The organism is Caballeronia sordidicola (assembly GCF_002220365.1).
Classification (GTDB): domain Bacteria; phylum Pseudomonadota; class Gammaproteobacteria; order Burkholderiales; family Burkholderiaceae; genus Caballeronia; species Caballeronia sordidicola_C.
Genome location: NZ_MTHB01000246.1, coordinates 105,477 through 132,174, shown reverse-complemented (window position 1 = coordinate 132,174; position 26,698 = coordinate 105,477). Strand labels below are relative to the sequence as shown.

21 protein-coding genes and 1 pseudogene are annotated in these 26,698 nt (G+C 60.8%); 10 read left to right on the top strand and 12 right to left on the bottom strand.

Annotated features, from left to right (window positions below; genetic code table 11):
- Positions 1–14 precede the first annotated feature (14 nt).
- Complete coding sequence (locus tag BSU04_RS34400; protein ID WP_089164820.1) at positions 15–1,742, top strand: glycerol-3-phosphate dehydrogenase/oxidase; 1,728 nt, start codon at positions 15–17, stop codon at positions 1,740–1,742.
- Positions 1,743–1,761: 19 nt separating this feature from the next.
- Here BSU04_RS34400 and BSU04_RS34395 read toward each other — a convergent pair whose 3' ends face one another.
- A complete protein-coding gene (locus tag BSU04_RS34395; protein WP_089164718.1) occupies positions 1,762–2,451 on the bottom strand; it encodes a Vgb family protein in 690 nt (229 codons plus the stop codon).
- Between the two features lie 13 nt (positions 2,452–2,464).
- Positions 2,465–3,682, bottom strand: a complete 1,218-nt coding sequence (locus BSU04_RS34390; RefSeq protein ID WP_089164717.1) for a helix-turn-helix domain-containing protein — start codon at positions 3,680–3,682, stop codon at positions 2,465–2,467.
- A 127-nt stretch (positions 3,683–3,809) separates the two neighbouring features.
- Here BSU04_RS34390 and BSU04_RS34385 point away from each other — a divergent pair, with 127 nt between their 5' ends.
- Positions 3,810–4,580, top strand: a complete 771-nt coding sequence (locus tag BSU04_RS34385; RefSeq protein ID WP_089164716.1) for a DUF899 domain-containing protein — start codon at positions 3,810–3,812, stop codon at positions 4,578–4,580.
- Positions 4,581–4,621: 41 nt separating this feature from the next.
- Positions 4,622–5,443, top strand: coding sequence for a DUF2182 domain-containing protein (locus BSU04_RS34380; RefSeq protein ID WP_089164715.1), 822 nt, complete (start codon positions 4,622–4,624; stop codon positions 5,441–5,443).
- Positions 5,444–5,528: 85 nt separating this feature from the next.
- On the opposite strand, the gene BSU04_RS34375 is transcribed toward BSU04_RS34380, so the two are convergent.
- Positions 5,529–6,152 (bottom strand): ABC transporter ATP-binding protein, encoded by a 624-nt coding sequence (locus BSU04_RS34375; protein WP_089164714.1) that lies wholly within the window; start codon positions 6,150–6,152, stop codon positions 5,529–5,531.
- Between the two features lie 387 nt (positions 6,153–6,539).
- Here BSU04_RS34375 and BSU04_RS47215 point away from each other — a divergent pair, with 387 nt between their 5' ends.
- Positions 6,540–7,463 (top strand): DUF4148 domain-containing protein, encoded by a 924-nt coding sequence (locus BSU04_RS47215; RefSeq protein ID WP_218827383.1) that lies wholly within the window; start codon positions 6,540–6,542, stop codon positions 7,461–7,463.
- Positions 7,464–7,636: 173 nt separating this feature from the next.
- Here BSU04_RS47215 and BSU04_RS34365 read toward each other — a convergent pair whose 3' ends face one another.
- From BSU04_RS34365 to BSU04_RS34340, 6 genes are all read right to left on the bottom strand, one after another.
- Entirely contained in the window at positions 7,637–8,491 is an 855-nt protein-coding gene (locus BSU04_RS34365) for an urea carboxylase-associated family protein (RefSeq protein WP_089164712.1), read from the bottom strand.
- 75 nt (positions 8,492–8,566) lie between these two features.
- Complete coding sequence (locus BSU04_RS34360) at positions 8,567–9,277, bottom strand: GntR family transcriptional regulator (protein ID WP_089164711.1); 711 nt, start codon at positions 9,275–9,277, stop codon at positions 8,567–8,569.
- Positions 9,274–10,785, bottom strand: a complete 1,512-nt coding sequence (locus BSU04_RS34355; protein WP_089164710.1) for an amino acid ABC transporter permease/ATP-binding protein — start codon at positions 10,783–10,785, stop codon at positions 9,274–9,276. Before BSU04_RS34355 ends, BSU04_RS34360 begins: the two co-directional genes overlap by 4 nt.
- 90 nt (positions 10,786–10,875) lie before the next feature.
- Entirely contained in the window at positions 10,876–11,676 is an 801-nt protein-coding gene (locus BSU04_RS34350; protein ID WP_179258542.1) for an ABC transporter substrate-binding protein, read from the bottom strand.
- A gap of 733 nt (positions 11,677–12,409) precedes the next feature.
- Complete coding sequence (locus tag BSU04_RS48185) at positions 12,410–12,826, bottom strand: ProQ/FinO family protein (RefSeq protein ID WP_256983673.1); 417 nt, start codon at positions 12,824–12,826, stop codon at positions 12,410–12,412.
- Positions 12,827–13,345: 519 nt separating this feature from the next.
- Positions 13,346–13,927, bottom strand: coding sequence for a DJ-1/PfpI family protein (locus BSU04_RS34340; protein WP_089164707.1), 582 nt, complete (start codon positions 13,925–13,927; stop codon positions 13,346–13,348).
- Between the two features lie 285 nt (positions 13,928–14,212).
- On the opposite strand from BSU04_RS34340, the pseudogene mnmD reads away from it, so the two are divergent.
- Together mnmD and BSU04_RS34325 are read left to right on the top strand one after the other, a co-directional pair.
- Positions 14,213–14,926, top strand: a pseudogene (gene mnmD, locus BSU04_RS34335) (tRNA (5-methylaminomethyl-2-thiouridine)(34)-methyltransferase MnmD); the annotation flags it as partial.
- Positions 14,927–15,534: 608 nt separating this feature from the next.
- A complete protein-coding gene (locus BSU04_RS34325) occupies positions 15,535–17,244 on the top strand; it encodes an IlvD/Edd family dehydratase (RefSeq protein ID WP_256983686.1) in 1,710 nt (569 codons plus the stop codon).
- Between the two features lie 124 nt (positions 17,245–17,368).
- On the opposite strand, the gene BSU04_RS34320 is transcribed toward BSU04_RS34325, so the two are convergent.
- Together BSU04_RS34320 and BSU04_RS34315 are read right to left on the bottom strand one after the other, a co-directional pair.
- Positions 17,369–18,751, bottom strand: coding sequence for a sigma-54 dependent transcriptional regulator (locus BSU04_RS34320; RefSeq protein ID WP_089164819.1), 1,383 nt, complete (start codon positions 18,749–18,751; stop codon positions 17,369–17,371).
- A gap of 625 nt (positions 18,752–19,376) precedes the next feature.
- Positions 19,377–20,222 (bottom strand): LysR substrate-binding domain-containing protein, encoded by an 846-nt coding sequence (locus BSU04_RS34315; RefSeq protein WP_089164703.1) that lies wholly within the window; start codon positions 20,220–20,222, stop codon positions 19,377–19,379.
- Between the two features lie 354 nt (positions 20,223–20,576).
- On the opposite strand from BSU04_RS34315, the gene BSU04_RS34310 reads away from it, so the two are divergent.
- Entirely contained in the window at positions 20,577–20,939 is a 363-nt protein-coding gene (locus BSU04_RS34310) for a hypothetical protein (protein ID WP_179258536.1), read from the top strand.
- Here the strand turns inward: BSU04_RS34310 and BSU04_RS34305 are convergent.
- The gene (locus tag BSU04_RS34305) at positions 20,910–21,398 is read right to left on the bottom strand and encodes an amino acid ABC transporter substrate-binding protein (RefSeq protein WP_144021439.1); all 489 of its coding nucleotides are present in this window, start codon (positions 21,396–21,398) and stop codon (positions 20,910–20,912) included. The genes BSU04_RS34310 and BSU04_RS34305 overlap by 30 nt on opposite strands.
- Positions 21,399–21,551: 153 nt before the next feature.
- On the opposite strand from BSU04_RS34305, the gene BSU04_RS34300 reads away from it, so the two are divergent.
- From BSU04_RS34300 to BSU04_RS34290, 3 genes are read left to right on the top strand one after another with little or no spacing between them, the layout of a single operon-like run.
- A complete protein-coding gene (locus BSU04_RS34300; protein ID WP_089164701.1) occupies positions 21,552–23,705 on the top strand; it encodes an ATP-binding protein in 2,154 nt (717 codons plus the stop codon).
- Positions 23,702–25,729: a hybrid sensor histidine kinase/response regulator gene (locus BSU04_RS34295; RefSeq protein WP_089164700.1), complete on the top strand. Its 2,028-nt coding sequence runs from the start codon at positions 23,702–23,704 to the stop codon at positions 25,727–25,729. Before BSU04_RS34300 ends, BSU04_RS34295 begins: the two co-directional genes overlap by 4 nt.
- Positions 25,726–26,358, top strand: a complete 633-nt coding sequence (locus BSU04_RS34290; RefSeq protein ID WP_062092530.1) for a response regulator — start codon at positions 25,726–25,728, stop codon at positions 26,356–26,358. Before BSU04_RS34295 ends, BSU04_RS34290 begins: the two co-directional genes overlap by 4 nt.
- The last annotated feature ends 340 nt before the right edge of the window (positions 26,359–26,698 follow it).

The following is a 26,698-nucleotide window of genomic DNA, read 5'->3' as shown; positions in this document are numbered from 1 at the left end:
TGACGAGACAAGCGATGACCGAACGATCCCGCGAATTTTTTCTCGACCGGCTGGCACAACAGCGCCGAGTCAGCGTGCTCATTATTGGTGGCGGGATTAATGGTGCAGGGCTGTTCCGCGACCTGTCGTTGCAACACGTCGACTGCTTGCTGATCGATAAGGCGGACTTCGCCTCAGGCGCAAGCTCGGCGCCGTCGAGGCTCATTCACGGCGGCCTGAAGTATCTTGAAACCGGGGAATTTGGCCTCGTCGCCGAATCCACGCTCGAGCGCAATCTTTTGCTGAAAAACGCGCCGCACTTCGTGCTGCCGCTAGAGACCGTATTGCCGATTCATTCGTATTTTGGCGGCATCGTCGCGTCTACGCTGCGATTTTTCGGTGTCAAGTCGAAGCTCGCCGATCGCGGTGCGATCATTTCAAAAATCGGTCTCACGATCTACGATTTTCTTGGCCGCCATCACCGGACGATGCCGCGCCATCACGTCGCGCTCAGAAGACGTTCTCTTCAAAATCTGCCGTTGCTCGATCCCGCCATCAAGGCAACCGCCACGTATTTCGATGCACAAGTCACTCAGGCCGAACGACTGAACTACGAACTGGTAGCAGACGGACTGGCCGCCTGCGAGGAAGCCGCGGCTGCAAACTACGTGACGGTTGACCACGTGGAAGGCAACACGGTCTGGCTGCGTGATCTCGTGTCGGAGCGGCTGTTGCCTGTCACGCCGACCGTCATCGTCAACGCTGGTGGCGCGTGGATCGACACCGTGAACCAGTCGCTCGGTATCAAGCGAAAGTACATTGGCGGAGCGAAGGGGTCGCACCTGATCGTGACCCATCGTGAGCTCCATGCGCAACTGCAAGGCCGCATGGTGTACTTCGGCTCGAAGGACGGTCGCATTTGTCTTGTCTATCCTTTCATGGACCGGCTTCTGGTCGGTTCGACGGATATCCGCGTGAGCGATCCCGACCAGGTTCGCTGCGAGGACAGTGAGGTCGACTATATGCTCGGCGTATTGCGGGAAATCTTCCCCCGCCTGGAACTGGATGCATCGAACATCACGTTTCGCTACAGCGGCGTGCGCCCGTTACCCTATTCCGATGCCGCGAATCCTGGCGACGTAAGTCGCGATCATGTGGTGCACGTCGATCATCTGCCCGATACCGAGATCCCCGTGCTCTCGCTGGTCGGCGGCAAATGGACAACCTTCCGGGGATTTGCCGAATCCGTCGCCGACGATACGCTCAAGCGCCTCGGGCGCACGCGTCGGGTCAGCACTCGAGACGAAGCCATTGGTGGCGGGCATGATTTTCCACGCACCTCTGCGGATAGGGCTGCATGGATCAACGAGTTTTCCGCGCGTTGCGGTGTTCCGGTCGAACGAGCTGAAACCTTGCTCACGCGTTACGGTACGAGTGCATCCGCCATCGCGGCATTCTGCTCGCCGGTGCACGACAGGTTCCATGACAAACCGCTCGCAAGCGGGCCGAGTTACACAGCGCGAGAGATTCAGTACCTGTGTGAGCACGAAGCCGTGACGCATCTTGCGGATCTGCTTTTCCGCCGGACAACGATCGCGATCTCCGGGCAATTGACCGGTGCCGTGCTGGATGAAATTGCGGCAATCGCGGCGCGTGTGTTGGGATGGGACTCGACCCGCATGCAGCGGGAGATTGGATCGTCCCGCGACATCGCCCGGCAGCGCCACGGAATGGTGCTTCGCGATACTGAGCTTGCGCATTAAGCGCGCTGGGTTGCGCGAACTACTCGCTTTCAGAGTCGACGGGAATCCCGGCGTCGCTGCCGGACGCGGAGTCTCGCCGGGGCCGGCGAACAGCTCTTACCTTTCCACTGTTTCCGCCACCGCAGAAGAATTGCTCGCCGCCATCCGACTCGAGCCCCGACACCCCTGCACCGGACGGCATCTGGAGGCTCTCCAGGACCTCTCCCGTTTGCGGATCGATATGTCTCAGCTCGCTCGCGTCATCTTCCCAGGTGCCGTGCCAGAGCTCTCCGTCAACCCAGGTGACACCGGTGACGAAGCGGTTGGATTCTATGGCGCGAAGAACCGCCCCTGTTTGAGGATCGACTTGATGGATCTTCCGGCTCTGATACTGCCCCACCCAGAGCGTTCCTTCCGCCCACGCGAGCCCCGAGTTAGCGCCGCCAGCGGGCGCCGGGATCGTGGCGAGCACCCGGCCGGTGGCCGGATCGATCTTCTGGATACGATCTCCGGCTATCTGAAACAGGTGCTGGCCGTCGAAGGCTGTTCCTGCATCGGCAGCGACATCGAGTGAGCGCAGAGGAGGGTTGCCACTCGCCGGATCGAAGGCGTTCAGCTTGTCTCCGGATCCAAACCAGACGTGCTCACCGTCATACGTGACGCCAGCCACGTTATCGACACCCGGGAAGGGCCCATATTCACGGATGATTTGCGCCTCTGATCGTTTCATAGTGGCATCCTAATCATTGGGTAAGTGGAGCGGGGAGTAACAAGCTTGTCGCGAATCCCGGCACTGGCGGGGTCAACCAGCGACGTGCCCGCCCGCGGCCAAACGACTGCACCTTACCGGCGGCCGCAAGCGAGTCCAGTGAGCGCTGCACGGTGCGCTGGCTGGCTCCAAGCACAAGCGCGAGAGCTGAGCTCGTCCACGACTCACCGTCGGCAAGGAAGACAAGCACCGCCGCATGTTTGTCTTCAACGGGCCGCGCCAGCACGAAGACCTCGCGCGCGGCACGCGGCACCAGCACAAACCCGCGCTTCGTCGCGCTCACGCTGCCCAGCGTCCCGAGCACCGTGCGAAGCCGTCCCATTTCAACACGCAAGCGCGCGCGATGCGATTCATCGGCGTGTTTCGCCCGGAATGCCCGGGCGACGAGCGTGTCCCTGGGCACGTCTTCGGGCCACGCTTCGCCCAGCGCGCGTGCGAGCGCGAACAAGACCGGACGCCTGGCGAGCGAAACCACCGTGCCCGGGTCGCGCACGAGCTGGCGGCACGCGTCCACGACAAGCGCCTTCGACGCCAGTAACGTTTCGACCTCATCGAGCAGGAGGAGTCTGTCCTCACCACTCGCAATCAAGCGCGCGGAGGGCGTATCCAGTATGAGGGATGCGTTTGCAACCTCTGCCGTAAGCGCAGGAATACCCGCATGACGCGCGGCGCGTTCGGCCCGGGCAAGCGCAGCGCGCGCTGTCTTCGCCTGTAGGCGCCGCATGGCGATTCCTGCCACGACAAGCTCGTGGGCGACCCTCAACGCGGGCGGGAAGGGCGTGGGATCAAGCCCGGCGAGCGCCCGCTCGGCCTCATCGAGACGTCCGATGAGGAGGAGGCGCCGGACTACGAGATACCGTGCATGCGCGGCGTTTGCGCGGTCGCCGTGTGCTTCCAGTGTCGCGCGCGCTGCGTCGAGCGTCTTCGCGGTCCAGCCCAGGTCTCTTGAGGCGAGCGCGATCTCCGCCTCGGCGACGACACACCGCGCGCGCGCCACGGCTTCTTTCGGACCGAACGCGCGCGCCGCACTTCGCATGAGCGCCTTCGCTCGAACGAGATCGCCGAGTTGCGCCATCGCGATGCCTCGAAGCGCGAGCGCAGGCGCGTCGTCGCGCAAGGCGATCCGCTTCAGTGCGCCGAGCGGGTCGCCCGCGGCGAGCGCACGCGCCGCGAGCGCGATTAGTGAGTCCATGGTCTATCCGAATCCCGCCACACTTGTCACTCCCTCCGTTCGATGCCTCGTACTAATCTATCACCAACACGCATGTCGGATCGGAAGTTGAACGAACGACGACGAACACCTGACGGAGGGAAGGACGATGACGACACATGTAACCGGGACACGTCAAGAATGGTTGGCAGCGCGGCTGGAGTTGCTCGATGCGGAAAAGGAATTCACCCGGCGCGGCGACGAACTGGCGCGGCAGCGTCAGGCGCTGCCGTGGGTCCGCGTTGGCAAGGACTACCGATTCGAAACCAATGAAGGGAGTGCCTCGCTGGCAGATCTCTTCCGAGGGCGCTCCCAACTGCTCGTCTATCACTTCATGTTCGGACCCGACTACACGGCGGGATGCCCATCCTGCTCGTCGATCGCGGATGGCTTCGACGGCGTCGTGGTGCACCTTGCGAACCACGACGTCACGCTTTCGGCGGTGTCGAGGGCGCCGCTCGCGAAGTTGCAGACTTACCAGCGCCGGATGGGATGGACTTTTCCCTGGGCGTCCTCGTTCGGCAGCGACTTCAACTTCGACTTCAACATCTCGCTCACCGAGCAGCAACAGCGCGAGGGTACGGTTGAATACAACTATGTACGCGAGGCGCCTGTGGTCGACATACCCTCGCGCACGACACCCGACGGGGCCACCACGTTCGCGGCCATGTCCGGAACCGACACGGCGACGTACGCACGCGAGAGGCCGGGCATCAGTGCGTTCGTTCTTGAGGACGGCGTTGTCTATCACACCTATTCCGCCTATTCCCGTGGCGTGGACGGCGTCTGGGGCATGTACCAGTGGCTTGACCGCGCGTCCAAGGGGCGCAACGAGACAGGTGTCTGGTGGAAGCGTCACGACGAATACAGCAAGCGCTGAGCCAGATTGCGGGCGTCGTTCGCGCGAACGGGAGGCAGAATATGTCGCAAAGCATGGTGTCGGATCGAGCTTCCCAGCGGGCCTTCTTCGGCGTCTCGGCGCTGCTCTTCGCCGCCAGCGCGGCGGTGACGATCGTCTGGTGCGCGTCCATGTCGGCGATGGGCGAGATGCCGATGCCCGGCGGCTGGACGATGTCGATGGCGTGGATGCGGATGTGCGGACAAACGTGGACCGGCGCTGCGGCGTCGTTCATCGGCATGTGGGTTGCGATGATGGTGGCGATGATGCTGCCATCCTTCACGCCCATGCTGTGGCGCTACCGTCAGGCCGTTGGCAGGACAGGCGAGACAGTCGAGACAGGACTGGATCGGCTGACCGCGCTGGTGGGCGCCGGGTACTTCTTCGTGTGGGCCCTGCTTGGAGTGGCCGCCTTTGCGCTAGGCGTCACGCTGGCGGCGCTCGAGATGCAGTTGCCAGCACTCGCGCGCGCCGTTCCGATCGCGTCCGCGGTGGTCGTCCTGATCGCCGGCGCGCTTCAGTTCACCGCTTGGAAAGCGCATCACCTTGCCTGCTGCCGGGCTACGCCGGGGCGCGGTTGCATGTTGCAGGCTTTGCCGGCGGACGCCCGCACAGCCTGGCGACATGGCCTGCGCCTGGGTCTTCACTGCAGCACCTGCTGTGCCGGCCTGACGGCGATCCTTCTCGCGATGGGTGTCATGGATCTGCGCGTGATGGTTGCCGTCACGGCAGCCATCACCGTCGAACGTCTTGCGCCGGTCGGCGAGCGCGTGGCGAGAGTTATTGGAGCCGTCGTCGTCGTGGTGGGGTTGGTCCTGATCGTGCGAGCGATGAGAACTGGATGAAGCATCGCGCATTCTCGGGCATCGTGGGGACATGTACGTTCGAGGGCGATGGATCTCGACACACGCCGACGCCCCCAGCATCCGCTTATACCCCCATGCCAAGCTCAGCAAAACTGATCATTTTCGCGCTACAAGCCTGCGTAAAATCCGCGTCATAACTCGAAAAGAAAACCGCGCGGTCTTTACTCAACGTCTTGAACAAATCAATCAGAACAGCGCGCGCGGGGGCATCGAGGCCAGCGCCTGGTTCATCCGCTATAACGACCTTCACATTGCCCAGCGCCGCCGCCGTCAGAAAAATTTTCTTGCGGGTACCAAACGACATTTGCTCGAAACGCTTCTCGAGATGTGGTGTCAAGCCAAAGCGGTTCGCCAAGTCGAGCGTCATGCTGCCGACGACTGTTTTCCTGTTCGATGCCACCAACTCCAGATACTCGCGGCCGGTCTGCAGCGAGTACGGGATGCAGTCGTCCGGGATGTAGGCGAGTATGGACTTGGACTCGAGCGGGGTGCTTCGCAGCGCGTGCCCGTTTATCCAAACGTCGCCCTGGTCGGGTTTGATCTCACCGGCAAGGATACCGAGCAAGGTGGATTTGCCGCTGCCGGTTTCATCGTTCAGCGCCACGCATCCGGTGCCGGCGCTATAGCGCAGCCCTTGGAAAATAACGCGCTCATCGTAACGCTTGCAGAGGTTCTCGAATCGAAGCATGGGTTGCAGACTTTGTCAGAAGAGGAATGGCCGCGCGACGGTGGCGGATACCGATTGGCATCGTGCGGGCGTCAAGGGTTATGCGGCAATTGACACGGCGGCAAGTGTAGCAGCGCCCGCAGGCGTGCTTGGATGGACCCAACCGTGTGACAAACGGCACCGTTGGAGAGCCTACAAAAACCTCGATTTTGGCGGATATCGGCTAGGGATTGGCGCATCCAATCTTCCCTCCGAGCGCGTAGCTTACTGATGGTAAAGCCGCATTTCATGCGCGGTACTTTTTATGCTGAGTCTATGCATGCCACCCCCCTTGCCGAGTGAAAGTCGGTCAGGCAGGCCTCACCCGCGTGTCGCATGCGCATTTCAAGCTATGGGATAGACCATATGATGAGCAACCCCAAAAGGACACTCCTCGCGGGCCTCCTTTTCGGTGCCCTGGTGATCGGTGCATCTGTAATGCGGTCAGGCGAGGACAAACTGTCGGGAGCGCAATCAGGCTCGGGGCGCAATGGCGCTTCCACCGCCGGCGAACTGGACAATGGCCCGGTCGAAACCCGGAGATCAAACCTGGCTTCTGCGAGCGGCCATTCTGACGACATCTCCCACATTCTTCAGGCGATTCGGGACAGCCTGAAACGTAACGACCTTGCTTCCGCCAAGGTGCTGTTGGGGGCGGTGCAAACGCTTAACAAGGACGACAGTCGCGCGGTGTCACTCCAGAAAGAATTACAGGCGCGTGAGGAAAAGGCTGACCCCGTACCTCCGGTTTCGCCACCTGACAACCCGCGCAGTACAGCGCAGTCGACCCGGACTACAATGCGTTCGCCCGTGAGAGCAGGACGTTCGCATGAGAGCGCATTCCCAGTTCGCGAACATGCGACAAGCACGTCGCATCGGTCACGGATCACGGATGCTCGTCAGATCAGAACCGCATCGAACAGCGCTATAAACACCGAAGCGACAAGCCCGGTGTTGGGAACCGGAAGGACGGACTCGGGTTCGCCGACGGCAGCGCCGACTGTAGCGCAAACCGTCGCCCCAACCATGGCGCCAACCGTTGCCAGCACACAGGCACGTCCCGCGCTATCTCCCGCGACGCCGCCGACCGAACAAGCGCTACCGCCAGCCCAGCGTGTAGCGCCAAAGCCGCCTCTAGTGCAATCCGCTCAAGGTCCGAAGACACGTGCGCAGGTGCGCGCCGAACTGGATCGCGCCCGTATGGACGGGTCACTGCCACGTTTTGGCAACCCCGATCCTGCCGGACCGGGTGGCGTGCCGAGCAGTACCAAGACGGACGTTGACAGCGAATGAGCGAGTCGTGCGGCAATCCGGCCGCGCTGCTGCGACAAGTTGCGCCGCACGTCGCGTCATCGTGAATGGTGTCGGTTGTGGCATTTGCGGATCGCGATTACAGCGACGACGGGCGCCATCGAGCGGCTTGCCCGATGGCGTCATCTATGCAGGCGACATCCGCGATACCGCTGTCAGCAACAGCCGCCGCGACCCGACGTATCCAGCCTCATGCCGTGCAGGCCGCGATAAGGCGGCGCCTCCGGCGAACTCCATCCATCGAGCATCTGGGGGGCAAGCCGATATACCTCCACACCCAGCGGCCGGCAAACTTCGAGCGGATCGCGCGCGTCCGGGCCCCACATCGGCAAGGACAAATCTCCGCCCGGGCAGGTGGACAGCGCGCACAACAGATCGATCTCCGCGAAGAACTCCAGGTAGTCGCCTTTCTTCGCCGGACAGGCCTTCATGAAATACTGATCGTTCAGATTGAGGCCGGTGCACTGGAACACGTTCAGTACGTCATGCACATCGAATTCGGTGAGACCGTGCGGCGCGATCGCGCGTGTCAGGTTCGAATGGCAATGGAAGTTGAAATCCTCGCCGGTGAGCATCCGGTTCACATACGGATCGCATCGCGTGCCCAGCAGGTCGTGAACGCGACCGCCGTGTTCATCGACTCCGTAGTCGGCAAGGCTGTCGTCGGTGATTGTTACGAGCGGCCGGAGATAGGGCAGGGTCGACCACAGCCGGTCGAATGTGCTGACATGCGCCTGCTGCAACTGGCGCGTGCGGGATGCCCAGAAACGCTCACGCGGATTATGCAGGTTCCAGATGTTGAGGTCCGCGACCTGCGGGCCTTCAATGGTCACGATCCGGAACACATGTCCAGCCGGTACCTTCCACGCATAGCCGGATCGGATCGGCACTACCGCCGAATCGACCAGCGTGCGCGTTTCATGCGCGGAGGCAACGTGCGAATAAAAGTCCCGGTCGACTTCGAGTGCGGAACCCTGTGTTACCTGATAAGCGGCAGGGTAGTTCAACATGGTTTTGGATCTCCTCAATGAATCGATGCGAGGCGCCAGGCCTCGTTCGAGAAAAGGACCCTGGAAAGAAGCGGTTCAGAGAAGGTCGATCAGCGCTTCTTCGGAACGGTCCAGGTAGTCGGAAAGTTTCTTGCTTGCCCGTTTGTGTTCCCCGGCCACGATCAGGTCGTAGAGTTCCCGGTCACGCTCGATCCACGGCAACTGGAAACGCCGTTCATCGGGAGCGGCGGAGAACAGCAAGCGCAACTGCGCGAGAATCGTTCGGAAGAACTGATCGAGCAGCGCGCTGCCGATCATCTCCACAATGTGCTGATGAAAGCGCAGGCTATGCGTGCCCACGCTTCGCCAGTCTTCTTGTGACGCGGCTTGCGCAGCGGCATCGCAGGCAGCAGCCATCGCGTGCAGCACCGCCGGGCCGGGCGGGTCGGTCTTTCCCGGCAGCGCAATCGCCTGCAGTTCCAGCGTGCGGCGGACCCGGAAAATGTCGCGCACGTCGGTGCGTGTCAGTGTTCGCACCACCACGCCGCGATGCCGGTAGTGCATGGCCAATCCCTCGCGGCAAATTTGCCGCAGCGCCTCGCGAAGCGTATTGCGCGAGACGTCGTACGCCTTCGTGAGATCGGCTTCGGTGAGGGGGGTGCCGGGAGGCAGGTCGCCGCAGATGATCTTGTCGCGAATCTGCGTGACGATGCGTTCGGTCACGGACTCTTCTTCAATGTGCTCGGTCACGATCTTGTTCTTGGTCACGGCTGGGTTGATAACAGACACTGAAGCGGATCGGGTCATGCGATCTGGAGGTCTTTAAGAAAGTGCGCGACGCGGGAATCCTTGTCGAACGCGGTCATGACGCGAGGCGCGGCGTCCGCCACGATCGAGCCATTCTCCAGGAAGATTATCCGATCCGAGATGCGGAATGCAAAATTGATCTCGTGCGTGACGATCACCAGGGTCATCCCCTCACGCGCAAGCTGCTCGATGACCTTAAGGACCTCGGCCACCAGCTCAGGGTCGAGCGCGGAGGTCGGTTCGTCGAAGAGGACAATCGATGGTTTCATGGCCAGCGCCCGCGCAATCGCCACCCGCTGTTGCTGGCCCCCCGAGAGCTGGTGCGGATACTTGTGCGCATGAGACGCCATTCCGACCTTTGCAAGCATCTCCATGCCGAGCGCGCGCAGCGCTGCCTTCGAGCCACGATCGTGATAGCGCGGGGCCAGCGTCACGTTGTCGAGCACGCTGCGATGCGGGAAGAGATTGAAGCTCTGGAACACCATGCCGATATCGACAATGCCACGCATGTGCTCGCGATGCGACACAACTCGCCGCGCCTTGGTTGCGCCCCATTGGAATGGCTTGCCGTGGAGCACGATCTCGCCGTCGTCGAGTGCCTCCAGGCCATTGAGTGTACGAATCAGTGAAGTCTTGCCCGACCCCGACGGCCCGATCACCGAGATGACTTCACCCGCCTGCACCTTGAGATCGACGCCTTTCAGCACTTCGTGCGCACCGTAACGCTTGCGCAAGCCAACCGCTTCAAGCGCCACGCGGCCCGTCTTTTCGACCTGCGGCGCTGGTGCGGAGGCGGGCGCGACCGGCTCTGCGGGATTGAACGCCGCGGGCTCTCTGCGCGCAACGTCCAGTCGCTGTTCGAGCAGTTTCAGCGCGTATCCGACCACGGTGACGATCAACACGTAGTAGAACGATACGGCGAGCATCGTCTCCAGGACCTTGAAGTTCTGTGTGTAGAGGCGCTCGCCCACCAGCAATATTTCGGCGAGCGAGATCACGGACACGAGCGAGGTGAGTTTGACGATCGTGATGTACTCGTTGACGAGCGACGGCAAGGCTACGCGAAACGCCTGCGGCACCACCACCAGCCGCTGCAGGCCGAGATACCTCAGCCCAAGCGCGCGACCCGCCTCGAACTGTCCCCGGCCGATGGATAGCAGCCCGCCCCGGTGGATCTCCGCTATATAAGCGGCTTCACTGATCGACAATGCAATCAGGCCCGCCCAGAACGGATCGGCGAGCACCACGCTCGATGCCGGGAACACCTGTGGCAGGTTGTACACGAAGATCAGCAGCACGAGCAAAGGCAAGCTGCGAAACAGCCAGATGTACGCCGAGCACGCCACGCGCAATGGTGCGATGCGAGACTGCTTGCCGAGCGCCAGCAGGAACCCGGCCACAATACCCATCACCCACGTCGCTATGCTGAGTTCGACCACGCGCCAGGACGCGCCCCAGAACGCCTTGTCGGCGAGCAACGACAGGGCGTAGTGCCAGTCAAAAATCATTCATCTTTCTCCGCAAGGCGACGCGGTGACTCGAACGCGCCGCGTGGTCGGTGATGGGTATGGGACCGGTGTGAGACTGGACTATGACGCTCAGTTAGCCGCGCCGAGTGCTTGCGCGATTTCCTCGCCGGTCGGTTCGGCAACGTTGTAGCGCTTGAGCAGCGTTGCGTACTCGCCGTCATGCTTCATCGTGTCGAGCGCGCCCTTTACCGCCGCGAGCAGCGCCGGGTCGCTCTTGGCGACCCCCAGGCCGACAACCACCGGGAAAAGCGGTGTAGTCGATGTGATGGCAAGGCGCCCGCCCATCTTGTCGACGGTCATTTTCGCCACGGCCGAGTCCTCGAACTGCGCATCGACAGCATGAGCCAGCAGCGCCTGGGAAGCTTGCGGCGAGGTCTCGAACTCGCGTACATCGATCGCTGGGAGGCCCTTCATTGCACAGGTGTCCTGACTGACCTTGGCCAGCTTGGGGATCCACGAGGCGCCCTTGATCGAACTGACGCGTTTGCCGCACAGGGCTTCGGGCGTCGCGGGCTTGAAACCGCTGCCGGTCAGGGCGAGGAGCGAGCCGCCGGTCTTGAAGTAGGGCACGAAATCGATCTGTTTCGCGCGCTCGGGCGTGACATAGAGCGCGGACGCAATGATGTCGATGCGCTTCGCGTTGATCCCCAGGATCAGGTTGGCGAAACGCGTGTCGACGAACTGCGGCTTGAGTTGCAAGTGCGACGAGAGAGTCTTCATGAACTCAGGATCGAGTCCGGCGGGCGTGTCGCCGTCCATGAACGCGTACGGCGGATAGGTCAGGTCTGAACCGATGGTCAGCGTGCCCGAGGCGATGGTGGGCGGTGCCTGCGTAGCGGCATTGGCCGCACCCTGCAGGACCAGCAGCATCAGACCGGTAACCCCGGCAACCAGAGCGCGGCGCGGCGAGAAGGACAGACGATACGCGTGCATGGACGTTCCCTTTCTGTAGAAAGGACCGCTCTCGGCGATCCAGATTGTTGAACAATGTATTTAATATTGTTCAACAAAATAAGGATGTCAAGACTTTGGGAATCGTCGAATGGAGGGTGTCGGAGGTTTCCTGCGAAGTGCTTGCGAAAGTAGAGCATCGTGCGTTTGACGCCCACTGCGGATCCGTGATGGTCGCGACAAATTTTGACGGGAATGGTTGTGGTACGTGCCGGTATCTGACAGCGGACGGATTTGGCCGCGCGCGGAGGGATTGGTCAGGATATTTGCGCGATGGTGCAAGCGGACTGTTGTTCCAGCCGAAACGGGACCGGTGATCGTAGGGATTGGGTCCGCGGTATTGCCCATGGCGGAGAAGGCGCGGGCGTGGATACGTCGGCGCACGAAGGGGCAATCTTCAGCCTCAAGGAGGCCGTCCGAGCGGCGATAGGGCTAGCCAAGCAATGGGCGCTCGGACTCGCCGTAACCAGGTTACCTGGACAATATGGAGGTACGCACGGACCAACCGCATTGCCTGTGCCGTTGTCGCAACGCCTCTATTTCCGTGCTGGCTCGGCCGAGATGTTCGTGCTGTGCCAACCCAGCTATCTAGAGCGTAGACGGTGCGGGGAAGGCTGCGGGAGCGCCGCAAGCCTCCTGCTCTCACATGCTGTTAATCGGCAACGTTCTCGGAATCCGGAACGGCTGCCCTTTCAGCAACTTCTGCGGCCTCTGGAACCGCTGCGTTCTCAGCAACCGCCGCTTTTTCAGGAGCTGCGGCCTTCGACGCGACTCTGGCCAGACGGCCTTCTTCGAGCTTCGTCGCGCGGACGCCGTCTTCAGGCGATACCCGTCCGCCTTCCTCGCCGGAGAGGTCGACCCGAATTGCGCCTTCAACCATCGATGTCCAGTAACGGCTGCCGCGGCACCAGATCTTGATCGCCGCGCGCAACTCGGTCTCGGTCAGCGCCAACTCGGTAGCGTGCGCGAGGAGATCTTCGAAAATTCCGATCTTCAGCGGCAGCTTGGGCGACGGATTTTTCGGGAACGCTTTAGGAAACCGCTTTTGCAGCTTCCCGATGGTCAACACCACAGGGTCCACGGGTTTCGACCTGACCGCAACAGGCGCCGCAGCAGGCCGCGCTGGCCGAGGGGGGCGTGGCGGCTTGGCGACGGGCTTCGAGACCGGAGTGGAGGTGCGCTTAGAAGCTGGCTTAGAAGCTGGCTCAGAAGCTGGCTTAGCGGCCTGCGCGGAGGCAGGCTTATGCTCAGGCTTCGCCACGGGCTTTGACTGCGCGCGTTTCGCCTGTTTCTCTTTCTCGAATTGTTGTTTCAATACAGCGAGCTGTTCAAAGCCCATAGCACATGACCAGGCAAGTAAAACATCGATTCTAGCAGCCCGCCGGTCCCGGCGTTCTGCAGGCTCGGGCGGGCGGGACAATCTTCAGCCAATCGCGGCATCGGTCGACGCCGACAACCGCAATAAAACAGCAGTCGGAGGCCGATCAACAGTATGGAGGAGCCAAGACGGCATCTGCCCTCCACGGACGCACTCAAAGCCCTCTAATCGAGCCCTGGGAGCGTCGACTGCCGCAACCTCCTCAATCGCTCACAGCGAGATTTCGGTTCCAAGCCGTGCGAGGAACTGACCCAGCCATTGCGGATGAGCAGGCCACGCGGGGGCCGTGACGAAATTGCCGTCAGTGACCGCGCTGTCCACTTCAATGTCCGCATAGTCGGCGCCGGCCAGCCGGACTTCCGGCGCGCAAGCAGGGTAAGCGGAAATCCGCTTGCCGCGAATGACGTCGGCGGCAGCCAGCAACTGCGCGCCGTGACAGACTGCCGCGATCGGTTTTTCGGCAGCAGCGAACTGCCGTACGATTTCGATTACCCGCTTGTTGAGCCGCAGGTATTCCGGCGCACGGCCACCGGCGATCATCAGCGCGTCGTAGTGGGTGACATCGACGTCGTCGAAATTTGCATTCAGCGCGAACAGATGACCCGGTTTTTCGGTGTAGGTCTGGTCGCCCTCGAAGTCGTGAATCGCAGTCTTGATCTTGTCTCCGCTTTTCTTTCCAGGGCATACGGCGTGCACCGTATGACCGACCATTTGCAGCGCCTGGAAAGGCACCATCGTTTCATAATCTTCCGCAAAATCGCCGGTCAGAAATAGGATCTTCTTGGCTGCCATCTTGTTCTCCTGTCAAAGAAAATCACGTGCGAACGCGGCCCGGTCCAACCGGAACCACTCGATTTATCTTAGCTTGTCTTCATGGCAGAACGGAGATACTTTGCCGCTTGCCGGATAAATCGCGATTGAGCATCGAACGTGGGGACGGTTTGGATCAGCGTATTTTTCGCCCAACGCCAGCCGTTTTTGCTAACGTGCTGATCCTTTACCGGACCACGCGACAATGACGCGGCCGTGGCCCGTCAACCATGACTCCCCGCAGTCCTTCCCTGATAACCGACTTGCATGACCGATCCGCTGATTCCCGCCACGCTTGCGTTCCGCCCCAACGGGTCGCCGTATTCGCCTGAATATGGCGATATCTATCACAGCATCGTGGGCAGTCTTGCCCAGTCGCACTATGTATTCTTGCAAGGCAACGGCTTGCCCGGACGATGGCAGGGGCGTCAAGCGTTCACCGTGCTTGAAACCGGTTTCGGCATGGGTATCAATTTCCTGACGACATGGGCTGCGTGGCGAGCCGATCCCGCGCGCAGCGAACGGCTGCATTTTGTGTCTATCGAAAAGCACCCGTTTTCGGCCGATGATCTGCGTCGCGCCTACGCGGTGACCGTGGACGATGCCTCGGTCCTCGCACTGGCCGATACGCTCGCCGCGGCGTGGCCGGCGCTGGAACCCGGCACGCACCAGTTCGATTTCGACGATGCCAGCGTCACGCTGACGCTCATATTCGGCGACGCGGTGGATATCTTGCCTACGCTGCGGTTGCGCGCGGATGCGTTTTATCTCGATGGCTTTGCGCCGGCGAAAAATCCTGAACTCTGGACGCCTGCGATCTTCAACTCACTCGCCGCCCAAGCAGTCGACGACGCGACGTTTTCCACCTATACCAGCGCCGGCGATGTGAAACGCGCGCTGCTGCAAGCGGGTTTTGAATACCGGAAAGTGGCAGGCTTTGGCTGGAAACGCGCGATGCTCGTGGGCCACTTCGCTCCGCGCTAAGAGGCTGATGGAAAGCTTACAACGCATCTCTCCTCGCAGCGCCACCCGCGGCCAGTCAGAGGCCTATTCCAGAACCAGAACAAAAAATTTTTATTGAGTGAAGAACGGAATGCATGCTTTCCCGGTGGTTCCGCGCTTGCCATACTTCGTTTGAGGACCGCGCTGTCGTTCACTGCCGGATGAATAGAGGCCGACGCTTGCGCATTGTAAGAAAGTGCCACGGCGATCCGCAAGATATTCCAGGCCTTGCCGATGATCGCCGCCATGAAACCTGCGATTGCTCATTGGCTAAGCGACGATCGATGGCGCACAGTACGTCCACCGCTCGAGCGCCAGGAGCCGGTGATGGTGGCAAACTTGCTCTAACAGTTGACGGCAGTCGGCTTCACTCTGTCGGGAGCGTCGCAATCAACTGCGTGGACACACGCTCCACCTGCGCAAACTCGAGTCCAACCGACGCCAAGGCGCGATACATCATTTACTGAATAGGGAATTCCCCAATGGCCGATCGATCTGACAAGCGGGATGACAAGCGGGATGACAAGCGGGATGACACGCCGGATGACAAGCAGAATGACAAGCAAGCACCCGCCCGCGCGACCGGCATGAAGCGAGGACTCACGTCGTACGGCGACCAGGACTTTTCACTGTTCTTGCGCAAGGCGTTCATCAAGGGCGCCGGCTATACCGACAAGGCCTTGAACCGGCCGGTCATCGGTATCGTCAATACGGGGAGTGCGTATAACCCTTGCCACGGCAACATGCCGCAACTGATTGAAGCGGTGAAGCGCGGCGTGATGCTCGGGGGCGGCTTGCCGATGGACTTCCCGACCATCTCCATTCACGAAAGCTTTGCGTCGCCTACTTCAATGTACCTGCGCAATCTGATGTCGATGGATACCGAGGAAATGATTCGCGCGCAGCCCATGGATGCGGTCGTTCTCATAGGCGGTTGCGACAAGACCGTGCCCGCGCAACTGATGGGTGCGGCGTCCGCGGGAACGCCTGCCATCCAGCTCATCACCGGGTCCATGCTGACCGGCTCGCACCGTGGTGAACGAGTGGGTGCATGCACCGATTGCCGGCGCTATTGGGCCAGGTTTCGCGCGACCGAGATCGATGAGGAAGAGGTCGCCGACGTCAACAACCAGTTGGTCGCGAGCGTGGGAACGTGTTCGGTGATGGGCACTGCGAGCACCATGGCCTGTGTCGCGGAAGCGTTGGGCATGACGGTCCCGGGCGGCGCGTCGCCGCCAGCGGTTACTGCCGACCGGATCCGCGTGGCGGAAGAAACGGGCGCACGCGCGGTTCAGATGGCGCTCGACGGTCTCACCATCGACAAGATTCTTACCGTGAAAGCCTTCGAAAACGCGATGCGCGTGCTGCTGGCCATTGGCGGCTCGACCAATGCGATTGTTCATCTGACTGCTATTGCCGGACGACTGGGACATCGGGTCGATCTGGACACGCTCGACCGGATGGGCAAGGAAACGCCGGTGCTGCTGGACCTGAAACCCACCGGCCAGCACTACATGGAAGATTTCCACAAGGCGGGCGGCATGGCGACACTGCTGCGCGAACTCAAGCCGTTGCTCCATCTGGACGCGCTGAGCGTCACCGGGCGCACGCTTGGGGAAGAGATCGAGCTTAGCGGACCCGGATATCAGCAGGACGTTGTACGATCATTTAGTCATCCGATCTATCCGCAAGGCGGGCTCGCGGTATTGCGCGGCAATCTCGCACCGGGCGGCGCGATCATCAAGCAATCCGCTGCCGATCCGGCGTTGATGGAGCATGAGGGGCGGGCGGTTGTATTCGACGATCTCGAGGACATGACTAGCCGGATCGACGACGAAGCGCTGGACGTGACCGCCCAAGACGTTCTTGTGCTGAAGAACATTGGCCCGGTCGGTGCACCGGGGATGCCCGAGGCGGGGTATATCCCCATTCCGCGAAAGCTCGCGCGAACGGGTGTCAAGGACATGGTGCGGATCTCCGATGGCCGGATGAGCGGCACCGCGTTCGGCACAATCGTTCTGCACGTCACGCCGGAAGCAGCCATTGGCGGCCCGCTTGCCCATGTCCGCAATGGAGACCGGATTCGTTTGAGCGTGATCAACCGGGAGATTGCGCTGCTTGTTCCGCAAGCTGAATTGCATCAGCGTGCGCTCGACAACCCCGTGGTTCGTCCGACCGCAGGACGGGGTTACCGGAAGTTGTTCTTGCAGACGGTGACGCAGGCGGATGAAGGAGTGGATTTCGATTTCCTGCAGAGCGAAAGTCTTCAGCAGGATAACAAGGCGGGCGAGAAATAGAGCCTGTCGGCGGGCTAAACAGCTCGCGCGACGGCCCGTGTCTGGCACTCGGGCCGGGTTGGGCCGGGTTGGGCCGAAGCGCTGGCGCCGCGGCCGTTCCGGCAGCCGTAGCCGAAGGCAGCAGCTAGTCCAGGCCAAGACTCGACGGCGTCTCTGCATCTCGCATGTTGTAGGCGGACAGGATCCGGTACAGGGTTACACGGGACACACCGAGTTCGCGCGCCGCGTCGCCTACGCGCCCGCGATTCCTCAGCAAGGCCATTTCGATAGCCTGTCGTTCTCCCACTTCGCGCGCCTGCGCAAGCGACATGGGCACGCATTCCGCAAACTCGCCGAGTTCGAGATCATGCGCGCCGATCAACCGGCCTTCGGCCATCACGATCGCGCGCCGCACACGGTTGATCAGTTCCCGCACATTACCGGGCCAGCCATAGTTATGGATCGCGGCGATGGCGTCAGGGGCGAAACCGCGAATACGCCGGCTAGCGTCTTTCTCGAATCGATCCAGCATGTGCCGGGCGAGCAATTCAATGTCCTTGCCACGCGCCCGTAACGGCGGCTCCTCGATCTGCAGCACGCACAAGCGGTGGTAAAGGTCAGAGCGAAACCGGCCTTCAATCATGGCAGTCTGCATGTCCACGTGCGTGGCCGAGACAATGCGCACGTCAACGGAGGTGGACTCGTGACCGCCCAGGCGCTCGATCTTGCGTTCCTGAAGGAAACGCAACAGGCTCGCCTGGCTCTCCAGCGGCAGGTCACCTATCTCATCGAGGAACAGCGTGCCGCCGTTCGCGGCTTCAACGCGCCCGATCTTGCGCTGATTCGCGCCGGTGAACGCGCCGCGTTCATAACCGAACAACTCGGATTGCAAAAGATGCGCGGGAATGGCCCCGCAGTTGATCGGGACAAACGGCTCGTTGCGGCGCACCGACCGCGCGTGAATGGCCACCGCCGTCAGTTCCTTACCCGTTCCCGATTCGCCGGAGATAAACACGGGCGCGTCGGTCATGGCCACTTTGCGGATCGCGCGGAAGAGCGCAAGCATGGCGTCGCAAGAGCCGATCATGTCGCCTTCGGCGTTGCTATCGCTCTTCGCGCTCACGGGGTCGCGTGTCCCTCCGTCATGCAAGGCAGCGATTCCGTAAGCATGGCCCAGCGCATTCAGAATGCGCTCGCCAGACGCGGGGAGCGTTACATAATCAAAGCAAAAATCCCGGACGAGACGCCGGATGGTTGAATCTTCAAGTTGCGCCGGTGACAAGAGCGCTAACCAGCCCACTGTTTTTACCGATAGCCAGTTTTCGGCCAGCCGCAGATTGGCCAGAACGTTTCGCGCCGAGAAATCGAGTAACCCCCCGCTGGGCTTTGATGAAAAATTTCCCGGCTCACGGTCCAGTTCCAGGGATTTGACTGTCCAGCCGCGCGTATCCAGGAGCGAGCGAAGTTCGAGCGTCAAAGGATCGCCAACGTAAAACAGATGCCTGGGAAGCGGTGACGAAGCAGCCATGAAAGTCATACCGGTTAGTTATAGCGAACACCGCTATCAAGACGCTGCGGGGTCAGCACATTTTGGGCACGTGGCGATAAGTTGCAGTTGCCGGCCTCACGAAAACTGCACGCGCTTTGTTTATAACGACTCAGTACGCGGAAACTTGAAGGAATCGAGGTAGATCGGCTGTCTCTTGGTCATGCCGTAAAGCCCCGTTTGAAGTTCGCGTTCCGTTTTCGGGTGAGCATCAAGCAAAAAACAGGTCACACGTCTCTTGTCCTCACCGGCAAGGATTTTTTTCGGCAATAAGTTTTTATAGCTCTTAATAGCACATGTTTTCTTCGCATGTGGCCAGTCGGCTTGCTTTTTGCCGCCAAAACTAATTATTTCACGTTATTTGACGTTCGCCCATTTACAGGTAGCGACCAGGCTCGATTGTTATGAGAACACACGTGCGGCGAGTTCAAATCCGGTGCCGGACAAGGGGCTTCGTGGTCGCGGCCTCGCGCTCGGCATTGGAGGCAAATACTAATTTAGGCTGAAAACAGCGCTTTGGCTCAATTATTTGTATGAACATATAAGATCCCAGTCGCGGCGCGGCCTGGGCTCAGGTTGCCGCCTATCGGGTTACCCCTAGCCAGCATCATCCCAACATCTTTCCCGCACCCTTGAGCATGTCGCGAATTCCAAGTGCGGGATAGGCTTGGTCGACGGTGCGCATATCCGCATGCGTCTCCTCGACAATCCAGTCGTGGATCGCTTCTACAACCGGACGCATCGGCCGGCTTTCCGGCGATACCGGACAACACCGCCTGCTCGTCACAAGCAACTCCTGCTCGGCCGGCAGCAACGCACCTTCCGCCAGCCAGTGCGAAACCACGTTGAGCCAGCCAAGCGCGATCCCTTGCACAGGCAACGCGGCTTGCACGACGGTGGTGTAGTCGTCGAAGTTCAGCATGCTGGCCGCACGCCGCTTATGCGGGCCAACCGCACTGAAGCGGTCATGCCAGCCACGCTCGCCATCGTCCATGACGATCACGGTGTCTCCATGCGTGCCGGCCTCGTCCAGCAGCGCCTGTTCGTGGTACCGGCGGTTGCACACCGGCAGCAGCACTCCAGGCATCACCAGCACACTGTTCGCACCTATCTCGTCTTGTGTCATGAAGCGCATGCCAGGATCGACGTCGACAAGCGGCTCGCCAATGCGCCCGGAAATCAGCTGAAAGCGCAGGTCGACGGAGGGAAATGCCTGGTTGAGCCGGTTCATGCGCGGCATCTGCCAGTGCGTGGTGAATGCGGTCAATACCGATAACGTCACCGACTCCACCCCGGTTGCGCGCGCTTCGATCTGATCTGTCTCGCGGCGAAAACGCGTCCGCCCGAAGCAAGACCATTTAGCAGCGACAGTGCGACGGGGCGAAGCGACAGGGTTCTCATCGAAGGCGGTCCTGATGGTCGAGCGATTCGGTTGGCGGTCACGGAGTCGCATGCGGCTTGCCCGTTGATACAAAACTTCTCGCGCGATCAATGTAATGTCTTCTTCTTGCCATGCTGTCCATCCGGACTCGTCTGCTCAAGCGACCGCTGTTGCAATGCAAGGCAAGATGCGCACGGCTGGCATGGGGAAAATTCAGGGGGCCATTTTTGAGGACGAAATGCCGCACTTGTTTGAGTATCCATAACATGGAGTAATGGTCGGCGTGGGGTGCGGCGCTCAAGTCAGAATTCCCTTAAGCCGCGAGCAGCGCTTTCTTAGCGATTTTCGGGGGTTTCCCGATTTCGAAACTCTGGGTCCTGTTTTACGATCGAGCAATCCCGGACTCCTTGCTCTCCACATTCTGCGATGAGCGCCGATTCTTTCGACCCCAAGCCTGCCGCCGAGCAAATAGACGCTATCTGCCTGCGCCTGTTCGATTCGTGGTGCGATAGCAGAAACGTTATCTCTTTAACCTTCCTGCTGCGTTGCTGGCCGTTGATCAGCATGGACGCGGCTTCGCTCAGACGACTTTGCAATACCCTGGGCGAGCTTCGGGAATCAAATGGCAACGTACTGGATGAGAAGCAGGCGGAACTGCTGGCCGAACTAAACCAATGTATTGATGACCTGCAGGTGCATGCGCCGGAAGATCGCGCGATTATTCGCCAGAGCCGCGATCGCGCATGGGCCACGTCGAAGTTATTGCGGCTTTGCAGGATCGAACCATAGCCCCTTGCATCCATAGGGTATCCACGAGGGCAGAAACGGATTCTTGAGCTCGATGACAGTTCGCGTCTCCAGCTTGAGTTCTGCTAACTGCTTGGCGAAATCGCGGTCGAAAAAAGCGTCAAAACGATCGTCGCGTTCCATTTGTTCCAGCCCGTCGTTGATGCGGGCTGCCAGACGTGGATCGGATTTGCCGATGTAGAAGCATTGCGCGAATGCGTACTTGATCAGCCGATGCTGCTCGATCGCGAGATCGGGATAACGCATGCGACAGGCGGCAAGCTCTTCAGTCGCCTCAGTGACGCCGCGAGGAAACATGTCGAAGCGTCCATGTGTCAGCATGAGAAACAACGACTCATAGGTCTCGGCGGTCTCCACCGGGACGTTGTTGTACTCGTATACGCGTACATCGCCCCATGACGCGCCCTGGCCGACCGAGAGCGTGCGGATTTGATCCAGCATCTGGACTTGGGCAATTTTTGCGTGGCCGCCCTTCGAAATCAGCGCGACACGATAGCCAAGCAAACCCTTGGTGTTATGCCATCGTTAGACCACCGCCGCCAGAGCGTGCAGAATAGGTGGATCAAGAACGAAAGGCGGGTTTGAGGAAGAACTATGGCGCTCAATACGTTCGGTGGACTGTGCGACCTGGTCGGTCGCCACCGCAGCAGTGTCGTGATGCGGCTACTCGCTACAGTGTTCCTGTTCAGTTGCACGGTCACACTCACGCTCACGGCGCTTCAACTGTATCGCGACTATCACCGCGGGGTGATGCTGATCGAAAGCCGGCTTGCGGAGATTGATGGCAGTTATCGCGGTAGCCTGGGCGAAGCGCTCTGGCGGCTCGACCGGCCGCAACTCGAACTCCAGCTCGAAGGCATTCTCCATCTGCCGGACATACGGCTGGCCGAAGTCACCGAGGTGATCGCCAGCGACAGCTCCATGGTGGTCGCCGCCGGAACCCATTCACGCGGTCCGGTCATGGTGCGCAGTTTTCCGATCGTGTATCGCATCCAGGGTCACGAGGAATCGATCGGCACGCTGCGCGTCGAGGCAACCCTCGCCAACCTGTACAACGAACTGTTCAGGACAGCATTGGTGATCTTGCTGAGCCAGGGCGCCAATACGTTTCTCGTGTCGCTGTTCACCATCTACATTTTCTCGCGGCTCGTCACGCGCCATCTCGCCGCGGTGGCGCGACGCGTCGAAAGTTACGACTTCCGGCAGGCGCCGCAAACCTTCACGCTGCAGCGCCGCCGGCCGCGCCGTCCGGACGAACTCGAACGGGTAGTGGCCGCGTTCGACTCCATGTGCGCACGCCTGCACCGCGCTTATATCGACGAGCGGGAGGCTGCCGAGGGGCGCGAAGCCCGGCGCACCGCCGAGGCGGCCAATCGGGCTAAATCCGAATTCCTCGCCAACATGAGCCACGAATTACGCACGCCGCTGAACGGCATCCTGGGGTACGCACAAGTCCTGGGCCGGGACCGCACGCTCAGTGAGCGGCAGCGGGACGGACTCGGCGTGATTCAACGCAGCGGCGAACACCTGCTTGCGTTGATCAACGACATTCTTGATATCGCCAAGATCGAGGCCGGCAAAATGCCGTTCGATATTGTTGCGGTGCCACTCGCCGGACTGCTAGGTGACGTCGAGGAAATCATTCGCGTGAAGGCTGAGCAAAAGCAGCTCGTCTTCGTGTGCGAGGCAGCGCGCGACGTGCCTAACGCCGTGCGTGCCGATGAACGGCGGCTGCGCCAGGTACTGCTCAACCTGCTGGCAAACGCAGTGAAGTTCACCGACAGAGGCTACGTGAGCTTGCGCGTGGCGCTTTTGCTGGATGGCCGGGTCCGCTTCACGGTGGAAGATACCGGGATCGGCATTGGCGACATGCAACGTGAGCTGATCTTCGAACCCTTCGAGCAAACTGGCGACGAGCAACGGCATCGTGGAGGGGCCGGGCTCGGTCTCGGCATCAGCCGGCAACTCATGCGCTCGATGGGAAGCGATATCCTGGTCGAAAGCCGCAAAGGCGAGGGCAGTACCTTCTGGTTCGACCTCGAAGCGCAACCGGCACCGTCCGTGTCGGCAGAGTCGCATGCCGCGTGGGTGGTCACCGGTTACACAGGAGTGCGCAGGAGCGTGCTGGTCATCGACGACGTTGCCACCAACCGTGCGGTGGTCGCCGACATGCTGGGGCAGATCGGCTTCGACATGATTGAAGCGGCCAGCGGTCAGGAAGCGCTGGAAAAAGCTCAGGTGAAGCGCCCGTCGCTTGTCCTGACCGACATCGTGATGCGTGAGATGGACGGACTTGAAACCATGCGCCGCTTGCGGCTTCTGCCGGACTTTGCCGGTGTGCCGATCATCGCGATCTCCGCCAGCCCGACGGGTGGCGACGAAAAGCGCAGCCTGGGCGCCGGCGCCGACGCGTTCGTGGCGAAACCCATCCATCTCGACACGCTACTGACGAAAATTGCCGCGCTGCTCTCGCTCACCTGGACTTATGCGTCGCTCGGCGAGCCGCTGGTCCAATCCATTGCGATGATGCCGTGCCCGGCGGTGCCTTCGCAGGAAATGCAGGACCTGCACCGGCTTGCACGCCAGGGCAACATGCGCGAGATCGTCTTGTGGGCCGAACGCATTGCAACCCTCGACGAGCGTTACAGCGCGTTCGCGACTGAATTGCGCTCGCTTGCGAAGAACTACCGGACCAAGGCGATCGTGCAATTCGTCGAGCGACATCTTGAAGGGGGGCACGCGTCATGAATGACACGACTATCGACCTTGCACTTGCGACGCTGGAACCGCCTGCGGTCCTGATCGTGGACGACATGCCCGCCAACCTGAGCGTCGTGGTGGAAAGTCTCGAGGGGCAGGGCTTTCGCGTGCTCGTGGCACTGGATGGTCTGGAAGCGCTGGAACGCGCGGCGTTCTCACAACCGGATCTCATCCTGCTCGACGTCAAGATGCCCGGCATAGACGGCTACGAGACCTGCAGGCGGCTTAAATCGAATAGCGAAACCCGCGATATCCCGGTGATCTTCATGACGTCGATGTCCGCGACTGCCGACGTGATCGAAGGGCTGGCAGCGGGCGGCGTTGACTACGTGACCAAGCCGATCCGGGTTGACGAGGTAGTGGCGCGTATTGGCACGCATCTGGCATTGCGCACGCTGCAGCAGCAACTCGTGACGCGGAACATGCAGTTGCAGCATGAAATTGCCGCACGCGAAAAGACGCAAAAAGCGCTATGCGATGCGCGCGACGAACTCGAAGCGCGAGTGGCGCAACGCACCGAGGAGTTGGCACGGGCCAACGTCAGCCTCAACCTGGAGATTGTCGAACGCCGTGGCGTGGAGGCGCGGCTGAAGGAGAGCGAGGCGCGGTTTCGCGCGATCGTGGAGACGAGCCCGGTTCCGCTGTGCATCACGTCCATGCCCGAAGGCGACATTCTCTACATGAATCAGCCGCTGCGCGAACTCTTTGCGCTCGATACGACGCAACCGGCATTCGGCAACATTATCGACTTGTATGCTTCGCCCAGGGAGCGCGACGAACTGGTGTGCCATCTGCGCGACGAGGGGGGGCTGCGCAACGTCGAGCTGAGTTTCAGGCGGCCCGACGGCACCTCGTTCTGGGCCGTGGCGAACGCACGGGTGGCGACCTACGGCGACGTTCCGGCTATTTATGTAGGACTCTACGACATCACGGCGCGCAGGAAGGCCGACGAGAAACTGCGTGCGAGCGAAGCTAGCCTCGCCAACGCGCAGCGCCTGGCGCGGCTCGGCGACTGGGCATGGGATCGCGATAGCGGGCTCACGCACTGGTCGACTGAGCTCTACCGCATTCTCGGGCTGGAGCCCTTGGCCGTGAAGCCTTGTTATAGCGCCTACCTTGCGCTGGTTCATCCCGACGACCATGCCACTGTCAGGCGCGCAGTACGTGTACTGCTCTCCAAGGGGCAACCCTTCGGCATTGACCATAGCATCACGAGTCCGGACGGGACGACACGCATCGTCCGGCTTCAGGCAGAGCTCGTGGATGCGCGAGAGGGGCAGTCGTGGGGTATTGTCGGCACCGTCCAGGACATCACCGAGAGGAAGCGTACCGAGGAGGAACTGCTGGCGTCGCGCGAGCAATTGCGCGAGTTGTCGGCATACCTGGAGGCAATCCGGGAAGAGGAGCGGCGTCGTATAGCATTGGAAATTCACGACGAACTGGGTCAGTTGCTCACCGCGCTGAAAATGGATGTTGCGCTGCTCAAGATGCGAGTAGTCGCCGACGCGGAAGCTACCCGGAAGATAGATGACATCCGCGAGCTGGTAGAGAAAACCATCTGGATGGTACGTAACGTGGCGAGCCATTTGAGACCGGCCGCGCTCAACTTCGGTATTGTGTCGGCCTTGGAGTGGCTTGCGGAAGACTTCAGCAGGCGTAACGGCATGCCTTGTCAACTGGTAGTGCGGGGCGGCGAACCGACCCTTGCGGACGCCCATGCAACGGCCGTGTTCCGTATTGTCCAGGAGTCGCTCACGAACGTATCGCGGCATGCCGGCGCGTCGCGCGTGGCGGTGACGCTCGTCAGCACTGACCTGGCGCTCGATCTTCGGGTGAGCGACGACGGTCAGGGTTTCGACCTGGAGTCGGCGCAAAGCGGCTATTCATATGGTTTGCTGGGCATGAGCGAGCGTGCGCGCCTCATCGGCGGGACGCTGCAGGTCGACAGCGCGCCGGGTGCAGGAACCATGGTTTCAATCAATTTGCCGCTGGATAGCGGACGGGAACGATGATTAGTATTTTTATAGCGGATGACCACGCAATCGTAAGAAGCGGGCTCAAGCAGATCGTGGCCACGACGACCGATATTGCCGTGGTCGGTGAAGCCGCGCACGGGTCTGAAGTCGTGGACAAGCTGCGTGCTTGCCGCGTGGACCTGCTGTTGCTCGATATGACCATGCCGGGCATTAGCGGCGTGGATCTGATCCGGCGCGTGCGGGCTGAGCAGCCCACGTTGCCGATCCTGGTGCTGAGCATTCACAACGAGGGGCAGGTGGTATCGCGGGCGTTACGCGCGGGCGCGACGGGCTATGTCACCAAGGACAGCGACCTTGAGGTGCTCCTCGCTGCGATCCGCAAGCTAGCCGCGGGTGGGCGCTTCATTGATCCGAAGCTGGTCGACGCAATCGTTTTCGACTCACCTTCCAGCGATGGACCACCGCATGAGATTCTCTCTGACCGCGAGTTCCAGGTGCTGCAAATGCTGGCCGCCGGTAATAGCATCAATGATATTGCCGATGCGTTGTCGCTGAGCGCAAAGACGATCAGCACGCATAAGATGCGGCTCATGCAAAAGCTTGGGCTCAATAACAATTCGGAAGTGATTCGCTATGCTGTACGGCACGGCCTAGTGACGGAGTGATGAATTTGGACGCCATTGCGATGATCTGTTTTCACTGACGCGGATGGACGGTTCACCAGGCTCGCTAACCATCCCAATCGACATGATTGCTCTGTCAGGAAATCCTTATAGTCATTGCAGGATATTCCTAGATCAAATTCCGCTTCTGCCGACTGGAAAATAGATTTGAAGCGGATAGCATGGTGTCATGCGAAACGGTACGAGGAGGACGCCGGTATCGGCCAAACATCGGCCAAACCTTAGGTCTTTAGCAAGGGCTCATGGTGGTCGCCAAAGATCGTCGTGATTCAAGTACTAGTCTGTTTGTTTGGTATTTTCATATTTCATGGCGGGGTGCAGC

Bases quoted from the DNA above. Each gene is read 5' to 3' on its own strand.
- BSU04_RS34400 (WP_089164820.1), top strand. From the start codon at position 15: ATGACCGAACGATCCCGCGAATTTTTTCTCGACCGGCTGGCACAACAG.
- BSU04_RS34395 (WP_089164718.1), bottom strand. From the start codon at position 2,451: ATGAAACGATCAGAGGCGCAAATCATCCGTGAATATGGGCCCTTCCCG.
- BSU04_RS34390 (WP_089164717.1), bottom strand. From the start codon at position 3,682: ATGGACTCACTAATCGCGCTCGCGGCGCGTGCGCTCGCCGCGGGCGAC.
- BSU04_RS34385 (WP_089164716.1), top strand. From the start codon at position 3,810: ATGACGACACATGTAACCGGGACACGTCAAGAATGGTTGGCAGCGCGG.
- BSU04_RS34380 (WP_089164715.1), top strand. From the start codon at position 4,622: ATGTCGCAAAGCATGGTGTCGGATCGAGCTTCCCAGCGGGCCTTCTTC.
- BSU04_RS34375 (WP_089164714.1), bottom strand. From the start codon at position 6,152: ATGCTTCGATTCGAGAACCTCTGCAAGCGTTACGATGAGCGCGTTATT.
- BSU04_RS47215 (WP_218827383.1), top strand. From the start codon at position 6,540: ATGAGCAACCCCAAAAGGACACTCCTCGCGGGCCTCCTTTTCGGTGCC.
- BSU04_RS34365 (WP_089164712.1), bottom strand. From the start codon at position 8,491: ATGTTGAACTACCCTGCCGCTTATCAGGTAACACAGGGTTCCGCACTC.
- BSU04_RS34360 (WP_089164711.1), bottom strand. From the start codon at position 9,277: ATGACCCGATCCGCTTCAGTGTCTGTTATCAACCCAGCCGTGACCAAG.
- BSU04_RS34355 (WP_089164710.1), bottom strand. From the start codon at position 10,785: ATGATTTTTGACTGGCACTACGCCCTGTCGTTGCTCGCCGACAAGGCG.
- BSU04_RS34350 (WP_179258542.1), bottom strand. From the start codon at position 11,676: ATGCTGCTGGTCCTGCAGGGTGCGGCCAATGCCGCTACGCAGGCACCG.
- BSU04_RS34340 (WP_089164707.1), bottom strand. From the start codon at position 13,927: ATGGCAGCCAAGAAGATCCTATTTCTGACCGGCGATTTTGCGGAAGAT.
- BSU04_RS34325 (WP_256983686.1), top strand. From the start codon at position 15,535: ATGAAGCGAGGACTCACGTCGTACGGCGACCAGGACTTTTCACTGTTC.
- BSU04_RS34320 (WP_089164819.1), bottom strand. From the start codon at position 18,751: ATGGCTGCTTCGTCACCGCTTCCCAGGCATCTGTTTTACGTTGGCGAT.
- BSU04_RS34315 (WP_089164703.1), bottom strand. From the start codon at position 20,222: ATGCGACTCCGTGACCGCCAACCGAATCGCTCGACCATCAGGACCGCC.
- BSU04_RS34310 (WP_179258536.1), top strand. From the start codon at position 20,577: ATGAGCGCCGATTCTTTCGACCCCAAGCCTGCCGCCGAGCAAATAGAC.
- BSU04_RS34305 (WP_144021439.1), bottom strand. From the start codon at position 21,398: ATGCTGGATCAAATCCGCACGCTCTCGGTCGGCCAGGGCGCGTCATGG.
- BSU04_RS34300 (WP_089164701.1), top strand. From the start codon at position 21,552: ATGGCGCTCAATACGTTCGGTGGACTGTGCGACCTGGTCGGTCGCCAC.
- BSU04_RS34295 (WP_089164700.1), top strand. From the start codon at position 23,702: ATGAATGACACGACTATCGACCTTGCACTTGCGACGCTGGAACCGCCT.
- BSU04_RS34290 (WP_062092530.1), top strand. From the start codon at position 25,726: ATGATTAGTATTTTTATAGCGGATGACCACGCAATCGTAAGAAGCGGG.